This window comes from Jatrophihabitans sp., assembly GCF_036389215.1.
Classification (GTDB): Bacteria; Actinomycetota; Actinomycetes; order Mycobacteriales; family Jatrophihabitantaceae; genus Jatrophihabitans_A.
In genome coordinates, this window is the sequence record NZ_DASVQG010000194.1 from 1 (window position 1) to 13,432 (window position 13,432).

General features: G+C 69.3%; 11 protein-coding genes and 1 tRNA gene. 9 read left to right on the top strand and 3 right to left on the bottom strand.

The genetic code is table 11. From position 1 onward, the window contains the following. The 8 genes from VF542_RS10305 to VF542_RS10340 all read left to right on the top strand — a co-directional run. A partial coding sequence (locus tag VF542_RS10305) for a sirohydrochlorin chelatase (protein ID WP_408651617.1) occupies positions 1-669 on the top strand: 669 nt, incomplete at its 5' end. 69 nt (positions 670-738) lie between these two features. Beyond that, positions 739-812 (top strand) — tRNA-Phe (locus VF542_RS10310). An 850-nt stretch (positions 813-1,662) separates the two neighbouring features. Beyond that, on the top strand, positions 1,663-2,292 hold the full coding sequence (locus tag VF542_RS10315; protein ID WP_408651618.1) for a nucleotidyltransferase domain-containing protein: 630 nt from the start codon (positions 1,663-1,665) through the stop codon (positions 2,290-2,292). Positions 2,293-2,294: 2 nt separating this feature from the next. Then, positions 2,295-2,702 (top strand): hypothetical protein, encoded by a 408-nt coding sequence (locus tag VF542_RS10320; protein ID WP_408651619.1) that lies wholly within the window; start codon positions 2,295-2,297, stop codon positions 2,700-2,702. Positions 2,703-2,822: 120 nt separating this feature from the next. Beyond that, on the top strand, positions 2,823-3,899 hold the full coding sequence (locus VF542_RS10325) for an ABC transporter ATP-binding protein (protein ID WP_408651620.1): 1,077 nt from the start codon (positions 2,823-2,825) through the stop codon (positions 3,897-3,899). A 51-nt stretch (positions 3,900-3,950) separates the two neighbouring features. Continuing rightward, a complete protein-coding gene (locus tag VF542_RS10330; RefSeq protein ID WP_408651621.1) occupies positions 3,951-5,159 on the top strand; it encodes an ABC transporter substrate-binding protein in 1,209 nt (402 codons plus the stop codon). 17 nt (positions 5,160-5,176) lie between these two features. Then, positions 5,177-6,049 carry an ABC transporter permease gene (locus tag VF542_RS10335; protein WP_408651622.1) on the top strand — a complete coding sequence of 291 codons (873 nt, stop codon included), beginning with the start codon at positions 5,177-5,179 and terminating at the stop codon, positions 6,047-6,049. Continuing rightward, entirely contained in the window at positions 6,049-6,861 is an 813-nt protein-coding gene (locus VF542_RS10340) for an ABC transporter permease (RefSeq protein WP_408651623.1), read from the top strand. The genes VF542_RS10335 and VF542_RS10340 overlap by 1 nt, the downstream gene beginning before the upstream one ends. 69 nt (positions 6,862-6,930) lie before the next feature. On the opposite strand, the gene VF542_RS10345 is transcribed toward VF542_RS10340, so the two are convergent. From VF542_RS10345 to VF542_RS10355, 3 genes are all read right to left on the bottom strand, one after another. Then, positions 6,931-8,574, bottom strand: a complete 1,644-nt coding sequence (locus VF542_RS10345) for a flavin monoamine oxidase family protein (RefSeq protein ID WP_408651624.1) — start codon at positions 8,572-8,574, stop codon at positions 6,931-6,933. A gap of 131 nt (positions 8,575-8,705) precedes the next feature. Continuing rightward, on the bottom strand, positions 8,706-9,617 hold the full coding sequence (locus VF542_RS10350) for a hypothetical protein (RefSeq protein WP_408651625.1): 912 nt from the start codon (positions 9,615-9,617) through the stop codon (positions 8,706-8,708). Positions 9,618-9,708: 91 nt separating this feature from the next. Continuing rightward, positions 9,709-10,641 (bottom strand): hypothetical protein, encoded by a 933-nt coding sequence (locus VF542_RS10355; RefSeq protein ID WP_408651626.1) that lies wholly within the window; start codon positions 10,639-10,641, stop codon positions 9,709-9,711. A 24-nt stretch (positions 10,642-10,665) separates the two neighbouring features. Here VF542_RS10355 and alaS point away from each other — a divergent pair, with 24 nt between their 5' ends. After that, positions 10,666-13,380 carry an alanine--tRNA ligase gene (alaS, locus tag VF542_RS10360; protein WP_408651627.1) on the top strand — a complete coding sequence of 905 codons (2,715 nt, stop codon included), beginning with the start codon at positions 10,666-10,668 and terminating at the stop codon, positions 13,378-13,380. The last annotated feature ends 52 nt before the right edge of the window (positions 13,381-13,432 follow it).

A 13,432-nucleotide genomic window follows, 5' to 3' on the forward strand; every position in this document is an offset into this window, starting at 1 on the left:
CCCGGCCCCCGCCCCCGCGCCGGGGTCGCCGAGATCGAACGATTGACCGGGCTGGTCCGCCTCGCGCGCCCCGGCGCCGAGGTGCGGCTGTGCTGGCTCGAGCTGGCCTCACCCTTGTTGGCCGACCTGCTCCCGGTTATCGACGGCCCCGTCGTGGTGATGCCGCTGCTGCTCTCCACCGGCTACCACGTCAAGACCGACATCACCGGCATCGTCGGGAACCGGCCGCACACGGCGGTGGCGGCGCAGCTCGGCCCGGACCCCCGGATCACCGGCGTGGTGCTGCAGCGACTGCGCGAGGCCGGCGGCGTGCCCGCTGCCGGGGCGGTGCTGTTCGCGTCCGGGTCCAGCGATCCGGAGGCCGCGGAGAACCTGGCTGCTGCCGCCGGACAGCTCGAACAGCAGGCCGGCTGCCGGATCTATCCCCGGTTCCTCACCGACGAGCGGTGGGGCGACGGCCTGCCTCGGGGCGTCGGGGTGGCCAACTACCTGCTCGCGCCGGGGTACTTCAACGACCGGCTGCGGACGCTCGGCTCCGAGCTGGCACCGGACCGGGTGGCCGAGCCGATCGGGGCGCACCCGGCGGTGGCCGAGGTGATCTGGGGCCGGTACGACCAGGCGGTCCGGACGCTCAGGCCCGAAACGCCGGACCCCCGCGCCAGGCCCTGACGCAGTGCCGCCGGCCACAGCCGCTCAGGTAGACTTCTGCTCGCTCGCGGGCGGACGACGCGGGTGAACGGCCAGGTAGCTCAGTTGGTACGAGCGACCGCCTGAAAAGCGGTAGGTCGGCAGTTCGATCCTGCCCCTGGCCACCCCATCTACCGGCGCTTCGTTCGTGGTGGGCAGGCAGGCAGCCTGGGAACCCCCGCCGCCGGGCCACCGGTAGCAGGAGCGATCGTTGTTGCTCACCGCCAATCCGAGCAGTCCCGCGAGAATGAGCCAGTCGGCTGTTCCGAACTCGCCACCACAAATCCAGCCGGCAACCGTGACCGCCAGGACGCCCGCGAGACGGGTTGCTGCGGCCCGCTGGGGAGCCGCACGTTCATCACACCGCGCAGCCCGGTCGTCGATCAGATGCTGTGCGGGGAGCAGGGCACCGAGCAAGCCGGCCGCCAGCAGCACCCGCGACAGCCAGAACGTCTCCAGCGAGCACGCCCCGACATGGGCGCTCCCCGGTATCCGGTCCGGGAGTGCGACGGCGATCGACATCGCGGACTCGGCGGCGTATCCGACGGTGAGGACGAGATTGAGGCGGGGGAAAACGGCCCGCAGCGCATGCCAGTGCGTGCCTGCCGGCCGGAAGCGGTAATCCATCATGAACCTGCATCTCTGGCGTGACCATCCGGTTCCTCGGGTTGCTCTGGGGGAACCGGCACAGCCCGGTCGGACTGTTGCCAGGTATGTATGCGGGTGGGATCACGATTGCACCGTGGCGTACGCCAGCACCGCGGGAGGAGTCAGGCGTGAGGTGCTTGCTAGCTTAGGTCGGTCCTCCGCGTACAAGGGAGACCCAAGCGGCCCGTTCCGAGGTGGCCGACAGTGGTTCTGCAGCGGGGGTGGAACCGCGTGAGCCACCAGAAGTCGCGGGCGGCTGCAAGTATAGTTTGCGATCAGCAAACAAAGTTTCTGATCGAATACTATACTTGGCGAAGGAAGCACCGCATGAACTTCAGCCGTCCTATTCAAGTTGTCACCCCGACCGCGGATGGGGATGTCCTCTACATCCTGGCTCGCGCGGAAGCAGCGTTCACGCCTGGCCAGGTCCGTGCGCTCGCCGGCCGCTACACCACGCAGGGCGTCCGCAACGCCCTCAACCGGCTCGCCGAGCAGGGCATCGTCCACGCAGAACGCACGCCGACATCCGTGCTCTACTCCCTCAACCGCAAGCACCTCGCCGCGCCACACGTCGTTGCACTCGCCGAGCTGCGGACCGCCCTCATCGGACGGCTGCGGGAACTGATCTCGACTTGGAAGACACCGCCGGTCTATGCCGCCCTGTTCGGCTCTGCCGCCCGGTCCGACATGCGTACCAACAGCGACCTGGACCTGTTCTTGGTCCGCCCGGCCGACGTCGTCGACGACGACGCAACGTGGGCCGAGCAACTGTCCGACCTAAGCACTGCCGCCACGGCGTGGACCGGTAATGACACCCGCATCCTCGACTACGCCGAGACGCGGACGCCCGTCCGCACCGGCGTGCCGGATCCCCTGCTCACCGAGGTCAGTACCCACGGCCTGACCCTTTATGGTCCGCTCGGCTGGCTGCGCATGCAGCTGCGGGAAGGGAAGTGATGATGGCGGTTCGTACCATCGACTGCCCACGTGACGTGCGCGCCGGAAGGTTGGGCAAAGCGGAGCAGTTCGCCAGAACCGCAGACATCGTGGAGACACTTGCCGACGAGGATTCCGATGTCCGGGATGCATTCGTGACCCTGTGCGTGCACGCCGGCATCGCTGCGGCTGATGTGGTCTGCTGCGCCCGGTTAGGCATGCACGCCAAAGGCGAGAGCCATGAACAGGCCGTGCAACTGCTCGGCCGCGTCGACAGGAGTTTGGCGAAGGCGCTGGGTATCTTGCTCGGGTTGAAGACCCGCTCGGGATACAGCCACGTCACCACCAGCGGCACCGACCAGACGCGGGCCAAGCGAGCGATGGAGGACCTCATGGAAGCTGCACGCCGCGAACACGGCGCCGCCGGCTGACCGTGCGCAGCCGACGCTCGCCTGGTTACCTCCACAGCCAGGTCACTTGACCCACCGGACCGGCTCAACCATCCTGAGGCCCGCAGCGTCAACGCTTGATCAACATTGTGAGGTCGCCAGATGACAGGTGGGCTCACCTCGGCTGCCTCGACGACGGATCCGCGCAACTCCACCGACCAGAAACCGGCGATCCGGCTGCGCGGGCTCCGCAAGACCTTCGGATCGGTCGTTGCCGTGGACGACCTGGACCTCGACATCGCCGACGGCGAGTTCTTCGCCATGCTCGGCCCGTCGGGCTCCGGCAAGACGACCGTGCTGCGCATGATCGCCGGCTTCGAGACCCCCACGGCCGGAACCATCTTCCTCGGCGGCGCCGACGCCACCCGGCTGCCGCCGTTTCGTCGCGACGTGAACACCGTCTTCCAGGACTACGCGCTGTTCCCGCACATGAACGTGGAGCAGAACGTCGGCTACGGCCTCCGGGTGCACCGCGTTCCGAAGGCCGAGCGGCTCAGGCGGGTCGGTGAGGCGCTGGAGATGGTCCGCCTGACAGGCTTCGGTGCTCGCCGGCCGAGCCAGCTATCCGGTGGCCAGCGGCAGCGGGTCGCGCTCGCCCGCGCGCTGGTGAACCGGCCTCGGGTGCTGCTGCTCGACGAGCCGCTGGGCGCCCTGGACCTCAAGCTCCGCGAGCAGATGCAGCTGGAGTTGAAGGCGATCCAGCGCGAGGTCGGCATCACCTTCGTCTTCGTCACCCACGACCAGGACGAGGCGCTGACCTTGTGCGACCGGCTGGCGGTGTTCCGCGACGGGCGGATCGAGCAGTTGGGGAGCGCCCAGCAGGTGTACCAGTCGCCGGCCACGCCGTTCGTCGCCGAGTTCGTCGGGACGTCCAACCTGATTCGCGGCGAGGCGGCGCAGGCGATCCTCGGCCACGGCGGCACCTGCTCGATCCGGCCGGAGAGAATCCGGGTGCTGCCTCCAGGGGCCTCGGCCGGACCGGCTGACGTGGTGGTCGAGGCGGTCGTGCGCGAGGTCGTGTACGCCGGAGCCGAGACCCGGATCGTGGTGGACGCGGCGCACGGCCTCACCCTTGCCGCGGTCGTGCTCAACAGCGCCGTCCCCACGGTGGACGTGCACCGCGGCGATCCCGTGGCGCTGCACTGGGACCGCGCCGCGGTCAATCTGATCGAACCCTGATGCTTGCCGGCCCCGCGAAGCGGGCTGCGTCCACCGAGGAGAGGAACATCGATGACAAGCGTGATCCGAAACAGCCGGAGATATCTTGCCGTGCTGGCCGCCGGCGCGGTCCTGGTGGCCTGCAGCAGTTCGACCAAGACGGCAAGCCCGGGCCCCAAGGGCCAGGCGCCGCCCAAGGTCCCGATGGCCAGCTCGGTCGGTCAGGGCGAGGGTGCCCTCAACATCGTGGTCTGGGCCGGCTACGCCGAGAGCGGGGCCAACGACCCCAAGGTCGACTGGGTGCACCCGTTCGAGAAGCAGACCGGCTGCAAGGTCAACGCCAAGACCGGCAACACCTCCGACGAGATGGTCCAGCTGATGAAGACCGGTCAGTACGACGGGGTCTCGGCCTCCGGTGACGCCACCCTGCGGCTGATCTACGGCGGTGACGTGGCACCGGTGAACACCTCGCTGGTGGCCAATTACGCCGGCGTCTCCGGCTTCCTCAAGAACGGCAACTGGAACTCGGTCAGTGGCCAGATGTACGGGATCCCGCACGGCTGGGGAGCGAACCTGCTGATGTGGAACCCGAGCAAGGTGACCGGCGCGCAGGACTCGTGGGCCGCGGTGTTCAGCGATGCGAGCAAGTACCAGGGCAAGGTGACCGCCTACGACTCGCCCATCTACATCGCCGACGCGGCGCTGTACCTGATGGCGACCCAGCCCTCGCTCGGAATCAAGGACCCCTACGCGCTGAACTCCGCCCAGCTGGATGCGGCGGTGACCTTGCTGAAGCAGCAGAAGGCCAACGTCGGCGAGTACTGGGCCGACTACACCAAGGCGGTGCAGGCCTTCGAGTCCGGCACGTCGGTGATCGGCACCACCTGGCAGGTGATCGCCAACACCATCAACGCCGACGCCAAGACCAAGGTCGAGACCGTGCTGCCCAAGGAAGGCTCCACCGGCTGGTCGGACACCTGGATGATCTCGGCGAAGGCCAAGCACCCGAACTGCATGTACCAGTGGATGAACTACATCGTCTCCCCCGAGGCCAACGCGCAGGTCGCCGAGTACTTCGGCGAGGCGCCGGCCCAGGCAGGGGCCTGCCAGCACACCAGCGACAAGGCCTTCTGCGACACCTACCACGCCCTCGACGCGGCGTACGCGGCGAAGATCCATTACTGGACCACGCCGCAGAAGCAGTGCGTCGACAACAGCGGAAAGGACGACTGCACCGACTACGCGCAATGGGTGAACAAGTGGCAAGAGATCAAGAGCTGACGCTTGCCCCGCCGGTCATGCCCGCACCGCATGACCGGCGGGGAGCGGTGTCCGCCTTCTTCTCCGCCAAGCGCAGGACCCGGCTGGCGATGCTGCTCGGCGCCCCGATGCTGTGGCTCGTCCTGGCCTACCTCGGTTCGATCGCCGTGCTGCTGCTGTCCGCGCTCTGGAGCACCGACTTCTTCACCGGCAACATCACCCATTCCTACAACCTCGACAACCTGCGCGAGGTCTACACCCAGTCCCTGTACCGGACGGTGACGCTGCGGACCATTCTGGTCGCGCTCGTCGTCACGATCGTCGACGGCCTGCTGGCCTTTCCGATGGCGTTCTACATGAGCAAGCTGGCCGGTCCGCGGCTGCGCAAGGCGCTGCTGGTCGCCGTGCTGACCCCGCTGTGGGCCAGCTACCTGGTGAAGGCCTACGCCTGGCGCAGCCTGCTGGCTCCGAACGGGCCGTTGAGCTGGCTGACCGGTGGCCACACGCCGGGCTACGGCCTCACGGCGACCATCATCACCCTGGCCTACCTCTGGCTGCCCTACATGGTGATCCCGGTCTTCGCCGGCTTCGAGCGGGTGCCGCGGTCGTTGTTCGAGGCCAGTGCCGACCTCGGCGCCGGCGCCGGCCGCACCGTCCGCTCGGTCCTCGTCCCGATGGTGTTCCCGGCGATCGCGGCGGGCTCGATCTTCACGTTCTCCCTCACCCTGGGCGACTACATCGCGGTGGGCATCGTCGGTGGCAAGACCCAGTTGCTCGCGAACGTGATCTACGGCCAGCTGGTCACGGCGAACAACCAGCCGCTGGCCGCGGCGCTGTCCACCGTGCCGCTGATCGCGATCGTGGTCTACCTGCTGCTGATGCGGCAGACCGGCGCCCTGGAGAACGTCTGATGTACCTCTCCGGCCGGGTCCGGCGGGCGCTGGCGGCGCTCACCTTCGTGGGGCTGGCGTTCCTCTACGTCCCGCTGGTCCTGATCGTGCTCAACGCGTTCAACTCCTCTCGGACCTTCTCCTTCCCGCCCGCCGGTCTTACCCTGAGCTGGTGGAACGCGGCGGCGCACAGTGAGGGCGCGCTGCACGCGCTCGGCACCTCGATCCGGGCCGGCCTCGGGGCGACAGCCGTGGCGCTGGTGCTCGGCACGATGGCAGCGTTCGCGGTGCAGCGCTTCGACTTCTTCGGCCGGTCCACGATCAGCTTCCTGGTGGTGCTGCCGATCGCGCTGCCGGGCATCGTCACCGGCCTGGCGCTGAACGCGGCGTTCAGCAACGTGCTCTCCCCGCTCGGCATCGGCTTCGGCCTGACCACAGTGATCATCGGCCATGCGACCTTCTGCATCGTGGTGGTCTACAACAACGTGCAGGCCCGGCTGCGGCGGATGAGCGGGTCGCTGGAGGAGGCCTCGGCCGACCTCGGCGCGACCGGCTGGCAGACCTTCCGGCTGGTCACCTTCCCGGCACTGCGCGGCGCGCTGCTGGCCGGTGCGCTGCTGGCGTTCGGGCTCAGCTTCGACGAGATCGTCGTGACCACCTTCACCTCGGGGCCCGCCGTCCAGACGCTGCCGCTGTGGATCTTCGGCAACCTGTTCCGGCCCAACCAGGCGCCGGTGGTCAATGTGGTCGCCGCCGTGCTGATCGGCTTCGCGATCCTGCCGGTGTGGCTGGCGCAGCGGCTCGGGGACGACGCGGCGTCCAGCCGGTTCTGAGTGAGTTACGTCAGGCCATGGTTACCTCAGGCCATGGTTACGTCAGGCCATGGTTACGTCAGGCCCTGACTACTTCAGGCCGTAGTCGCCCAGCACCTCGCCACCGGCACGCTGGCCCTCGGTGGCGCCGCCCTCCATGTAGCCCTGGTAATCGATCGAGCAGTGCTCGCCGGCGAAGTGCACGTTGCCCTGCCGCATCCCCTCGTAGCCGGCGTAGTTCTGGCAGTAGCCGGTCGGCCAGTAGGAGTAGGCGCCGTAGGAGTACGGGTTGACGTGCCACGCCGCCAGCGTCGCCCGGCCGTTCCACTGCGCCCCGAGGCCCGGAAAGACCGGCTCGATCTGGCGCAGGAAGGTCTTGGCCGAGGTCACCACGTAGCTGTTGGTCTGGTTGCTGAACGGCACCGACGGGTTGAGCGCGGCGGCGATGTCGCCACCGGTGTAGTCCACCATGATCCCTTCGGTGCCTGACTGGGCGCGCGTCACCTCCCAGGTGTTCATGGTGCCGGTGTCGCTGTAGGACTCCCCCGAGGAGATGCCCGGCCACGGGCCGGGGCCACTCCACATCCGGCTGCCGAACTGCAGCTGCAGCTTGCAGTCGTGGCCCATCCGCATGTTCGCGATCTGGCCTTTCTTCCGGCTGTCGAAGCCGGCCTTGGAGAAGTCGAGCCGCTGCAGCACGCCCAGCGGCACCGCCAGGATGGTGTGGTCGGCCGTCACCGTCTGGATCCTGCCGTTGGCCGTGAAGGTCAGCGTCTGGGTGCCGTTGGCGTTGGCGGCGAGCGCGGTGAGCTTCCAGTTGAGGTTGATCGACCCCTTCGGCAACGCTGCCGCCATCGCCTTGGGCAGCCGGTCGTTGCCGCCACGGATGTGATAGCGCTCGTCGGACAGCCCGAAGATGCTGAAGTTTCCGGGGCTGGGCTGGTAGGCCAGCAGCCCGAGGATGTTCAGCGCGGTCTGGTCGGTGGTCTGGCCGCCGTACTCCTCGTTGTAGGCCACGTCGAGCAGCGCGCCCATCGGCGAGGAATGCCCGCCGGGCACCCGGGTCTCGATCCAGTCGTAGGCACTCATGTTCGACAGCGCCGTGCCGCCACCGGGCTGCGGGTTGTTCCAGGTGACCGGCCAGGTGAAGGTCTGCATGTCGTTCTGGACGTTCTGGTGGACGGCCTGGAAGTCGGTAGTGGCCTGCTTGTACGGGTAGTACTGCCCGAAGAAGTAGAAGGTCTGCTCGGCCTGTTGCGGCTCGGCCTGCACCAGGTCGTCCAGCGGGAGGTTGAATCGCTTCGCCAGCGTCTGGACGGTCTTGTGGCCGGTGTCGATCAGCTCGCCACCCCACTCCGACACCTGCCCCGACGCCCAGTTCGTGGTGTCGGAGTACATCCGGCCGCCGAGCCGGGTGTTGGCCTCATAGACCGTGCACGCCAACCCGGAGTCCTGCATCCGCAGCGCGGCCGCCAGGCCGCTGATGCCCGCGCCGATCACGGCGACCCGCGGCGCGCCGGCGGCGCTCGCGCGCTGCGGCAGCGCGGCTTGCCCGAGTGTCAGGGCACCTGCCGTCACGGCAGCGCCACCGAGCAGCTGCCGCCGGCTGAGCTCCATCCGAACCAGTTCCGGCCCCATCGAGTGGACAGCTTCGGGGGTCGCGCCGAGCGCGTCCGCCGCCTGGTGCTCGGCAGCCAGTCGCCGCAGCAGATTACCGATCGCGGTTCTAGCCATGACAGAGCCCTCCGGCCATTGATCTAACACTCTATTAACGCGCGATCCTGCTTCGTGCGGCGTCCGGTGTCAACGGATACGCGTAAATAGACCGCCGGGATAGAGCGCGTAGCGAGGCCGGGCCGAGGGAGCTACTCAGCGTTGCTGACCGGGACCGGCGATCCCTCGGGCGTCAGCAGGACGCGGGCACCCAGGGGCGCGGCCAGCTTCACGGTGACCGTTCGCTGGGCCGCTATGGCCGGGCAGGTCCGCACGGACGCGCTGCCTTGCGGGTTCGGCGTGATGTCTCGGGGCGTCACCACGACAGCGGTGCCGGACTCGGCCACGTCCGCGGTGTAGTCGGCTACGCACTCGGGCGGGCTGCCGTAGAAGCTGAACTGCAGGGAACGGCCGTTCCCGCTCAGGCTCGCGCGGTGATCCATCCCGGTCGAACCCCAGCCCGTCGGGCGCCACAGCTGCTTGGAATCGACCGCCAGCACCTGGACCGGATCCGCGACCTGGTCCAGCTGGAACCGCCAGGCGGGCAGCGCCCGCTGGCCGCGGTCGGTGCCGAACGTCGCCTGGACCAGCGAGATCTTGACGATGCGCAGCGGACGGGTCGACGGTTGGGAGGTTCCGGTCGGTCGAAGCCGGCCGAGCGCCGCCTTGGCCGAGACGATGGCGTACCCGGCCGAGGTCGCCGGAGCGGCAGGCACCGTGGTGGCGAACTCGAAGTGTCCTGCGCCGTAGGCCACCTTGTCATCGTCGGTCCGGAACCCGGTCGCCGGATCGAGCACCGCGCCGGTGGTCAGGATCAGGGGTCGGGGATCGGCGGTCACCGGAAATGACTGCCACTTCGCCAGCACGTCGGCGGCCGACGGCGGCGGCCCGACCCGGCCCACGCCGTCCATGGCCCCGGAGGGACCGTCGAAGCCACCGGTGCCCGGAGTGGTACGGCCGGGGCCGCAGGCTGTCAGCGCGAGGACGACCGCCACCGGCAACGCTGCCCACCCCAGCCGCCGGAACCCCGCATCATGTCCAGGCACTGCCGCGCTGTCGCTCACCTGCCCCGCCTCCCTCGCCACCGACTCACCGTCGCTCGCACGACATGGTTGCCGGATAGATGCCGACGGGCCGGCGAAACGTTGCACCGTGCTAACCGCTCGCCGCGCTCGCCCTCACCCGCGATTCCATCCGGAGGTACAGCGCGACCGTCGCCGCCGTGGTGGTGGCGAAGCCGACGGCGAACAGCCAGGTCAGCGCGTTGGAGGAGTCGAACTCCCGGTGCGCGCGAACACCGGCGAGCAGGATCAGCAGCAGCATGAGGCAGGCGACCTGGATCAGCAGCCGGGCAGCGCTCCAGCGCCGCTCCCGGGCCGCGCCCAGGCCGGCGAGACCCAGGGCGAAGATCGCGCCCAGCATCCGGGCCGTCAGCGGGGTCAGCTGCCACGGCCAGATGCTGATCGCGCGGTGCGGCAGGAGGTAGAGGAACGCACTCATCACTACCGACACGCCGCCGGCGATCACGATGGCGCCGGCAGCAACCGGCGGCAGCAGAACATCGTCGGCCGTACCCGGCGAGTAGTGCCGCTGGTTGGCGAGGAAGACCGCGAAGACCAGGAACGGCGTGGTGAAGTACAGCGCCACCCAGAGCCAGAACGCCAGGTTGCCGTGCAGGAAGCGATCCCAGTGCAGGATCGTCGTGAGGCCCATCAGGCTGGCGAAGGTACCGACCGGCACGAAGCCGCCGGCCACGGTGTGCCACCGGGTAGCACGCGTCACCCGGAGGAAGAAGTAGGCCCCGCCCAGATACACCGAGCCCAGCACCATCGCCGACATCGTCGGCCTGATCTCCCATGCGAACAGCCGCCGGGTATCGGTGGGCCACGGATACAGCACGGCAAACGCCAGCACCAGGAAACCGATGATCACCCCGGCGAGCACCCGGGTGGACAGCAGCACCCGGTCTTGCGGAAATGGCGGCGTCGCCATGAGCAGCAGACGGTACTCCCCGAACGTCACGATGTCGCCGCCGGCGTGCGGCCCGGCTGGAAAGCATTGGCGCCGATCCGAGACAATGAAGACCACCGCCACACGTTGAGAGGGACAGCCGTGAAAACCGCCGAGGTACGCCAGCGCTTCGTGGATCATTTCGTCCGCCACGGGCATGAGGTGGTTCCCGGCGCACCGCTGCCCTTCGACGACCCCAACCTGCTGTTCATCAACGCCGGCATGGTCCAGTTCGTGCCGTACTTCACCGGCCAGCTCGAGCCGCCGTGGTCGCGGGCCACCAGCGTGCAGAAGTGCGTGCGCACCCAGGACATCGAGGAGGTCGGCAAGACCACCCGGCACGGCACCTTCTTCCAGATGAACGGCAACTTCAGCTTCGGCGACTACTTCAAGGAAGAGGCCATCGCGATGGCCTGGGAGCTGGCCACCAAGCCGATCGGCGAGGGCGGCTACGGCCTGGACGGCGAGCGGATCTGGGCCACCGTCTACCTCGACGACGACGAGGCCATCGACATCTGGCGCCGGGTCGTCGGGCTGCCCTCGGAACGGATCGTCCGCCGCGGGATGGCGGACAACTTCTGGTCGATGACGGTGCCCGGCCCGTGCGGCCCGTGCAGCGAGCTGTACTACGACCGTGGCGCGGCGTATGGCACCGAAGGCGGGCCGGCGGTCGACGAGGACCGCTACATGGAGTTCTGGAACCTGGTGTTCATGCAGAACGAGCGGGGCGCGGGCCCGGCCAAGGAGGGTTACGAGATCCTGGGCGAGCTGCCTCGCAAGAACATCGACACCGGCATGGGCCTGGAGCGGATGGCGACCCTGCTGCAGGGCGTGGACAACCTGTACGAGATCGACGAGACCAGGCCGGTACTCGACCGGGCGGCGCAACTGGCCGGCAAGCGCTACGGCGGCGAGTCCGGTCCGTCGGCGGCCGAGTCCGCCCCCGATGACGTCCGGCTGCGGGTGATCGCCGACCACGTGCGGACCGGCCTGATGCTGGTCGCCGACGGCGTCACGCCCAGCAACGAGGGCCGCGGCTACGTGCTGCGCCGGATCCTGCGCCGGGCGGTGCGCTCGGCGCGGATGCTCGGTGGTGAGTTCACCGACGGCTCGGTGCTGCCGCAGTTGCTGCCGGTGGCCCGGGACGCGATGGCGCCCAGCTACCCGGAACTGGCGACCGACTACGACCGGATCGCGATGATCGCCTACGGCGAGGAGGACGCCTTCCGGCGGACCCTGGCCTCGGGCACCACCATCCTCGACGTCGCGGTGCGCGAGGCCCAGCAGGACAAGCGCCCCGCGCTGTCCGGCGAGCGGGCGTTCACGCTGCACGACACCTACGGCTTCCCGATCGACCTCACCATCGAGATGGCGGCCGAAGCGGGCCTGAGCGTGGACCAGGAGGAGTTCCGCCGGCTGATGGCCGAGCAGCGCCAGCGGGCCAAGGCCGATGCCCGGTCCAAGAAGTCCGGGGTGGCCAGCACCGCCGCCTACCGCGAGTTGCGCGAGCACGGACCGACGATCTTCACCGGCTACGAGACCCTGGAGACCGAGTCACGGGTCCGGGGCATCATCCGCAAGGACGAGCTGATCGAGGTGGCCGGCCCCGGCGAGACCGTCGAGGTGGTGCTGGATGCCACCTCGTTCTACGCCGAGTCCGGCGGCCAGATCGCCGACGAGGGCACCATCGTGGTCCCCGGTTCCGGATCGGAGACCAGGCTGCGGGTGCTCGACGTCCAGCGCCCGATCAAGGGGCTGATCGTGCACCGGGTGCATGTCGAGTCCGGCGAGCTGCGGACCGGTTCCGAGGCGGTCGCCCAGGTCGATCCGGAGTGGCGGCTGTCGGCCCGGCAGGCCCACTCGGGAACCCACGTGGTGCACGCGGCGCTGCGCGAGGTGCTCGGGCCCTCCGCGCTGCAGAGCGGCTCGTACAACAAGCCGGGTTACCTGCGGCTGGACTTCGCCTGGTCCAAGAGCCTGGACGAGCGGACCCGTACCGACATCGAGGAGACCGCGAACCGGGCGCTGCGGCGAGACCTACCGGTCGCGGTGCGCTACATGCCGCTGTCCCAGGCCCGCGAGGAGGGCGCGCTGGCGCTGTTCGGCGAGACCTACGACGCCGAGGTGCGGGTGGTCGAGATCGGCGGTGCCTGGTCGCGGGAGCTGTGCGGTGGCACCCACGTCTCGCACTCCTCCCAGGTGGGGGCGCTGGCGGTGACCGGCGAGTCCTCGGTCGGTGCCGGGGTACGCCGGATCGAGGCCTACGTCGGGCTGGACGCGATCAAGTTCCTGGCCAACGAGCGCGCTCTGGTGTCGGCGCTGTCGGACCTGGTGAAGGTTCCGCCGGCGGAGCTGCCGGACCGGATCGAATCGATGATCACCCGGTTGCGCAACGCCGAACGGGAACTGGACCGGCTGCGGGCCGGCCAGGTGCTGCAACAGGCGGGACCGCTGGCGCAGCGCGCGAGCGACGTCGCGGGCGTGCAGCTGGTCACCGAGCTGGTGCCGGCCGGGGTGGCGGTCAACGACCTGCGCGCCCTGGCGGTCAACGTCCGCGACCGGCTCGAGAAGTCGCGGCCGGCTGCGGTGCTGCTCGCCTCGGCCGCCGATGACCGGCTGTCCTTCGTCGCCACCGTCAACCCCGCGGGCGTGGCGGCCGGGCGCTCGGCGGGCGACCTGGTGAAGGTGCTGGCGCAGGCGCTCGGCGCCCGGGGCGGCGGCAAGGCCGACGTGGCGCAGGGCGCCGGTGGCAAGCCGGCCGACGCGCAGGCCGGCTTCGACGCGGTCCGCCAGGCGCTGCTCGGGGCCGCCTCCTAGCCGCACCGGTCAGGGGCGCTCGCCGGCGAGCCGGGCCAGGTAGCGCTGCGCC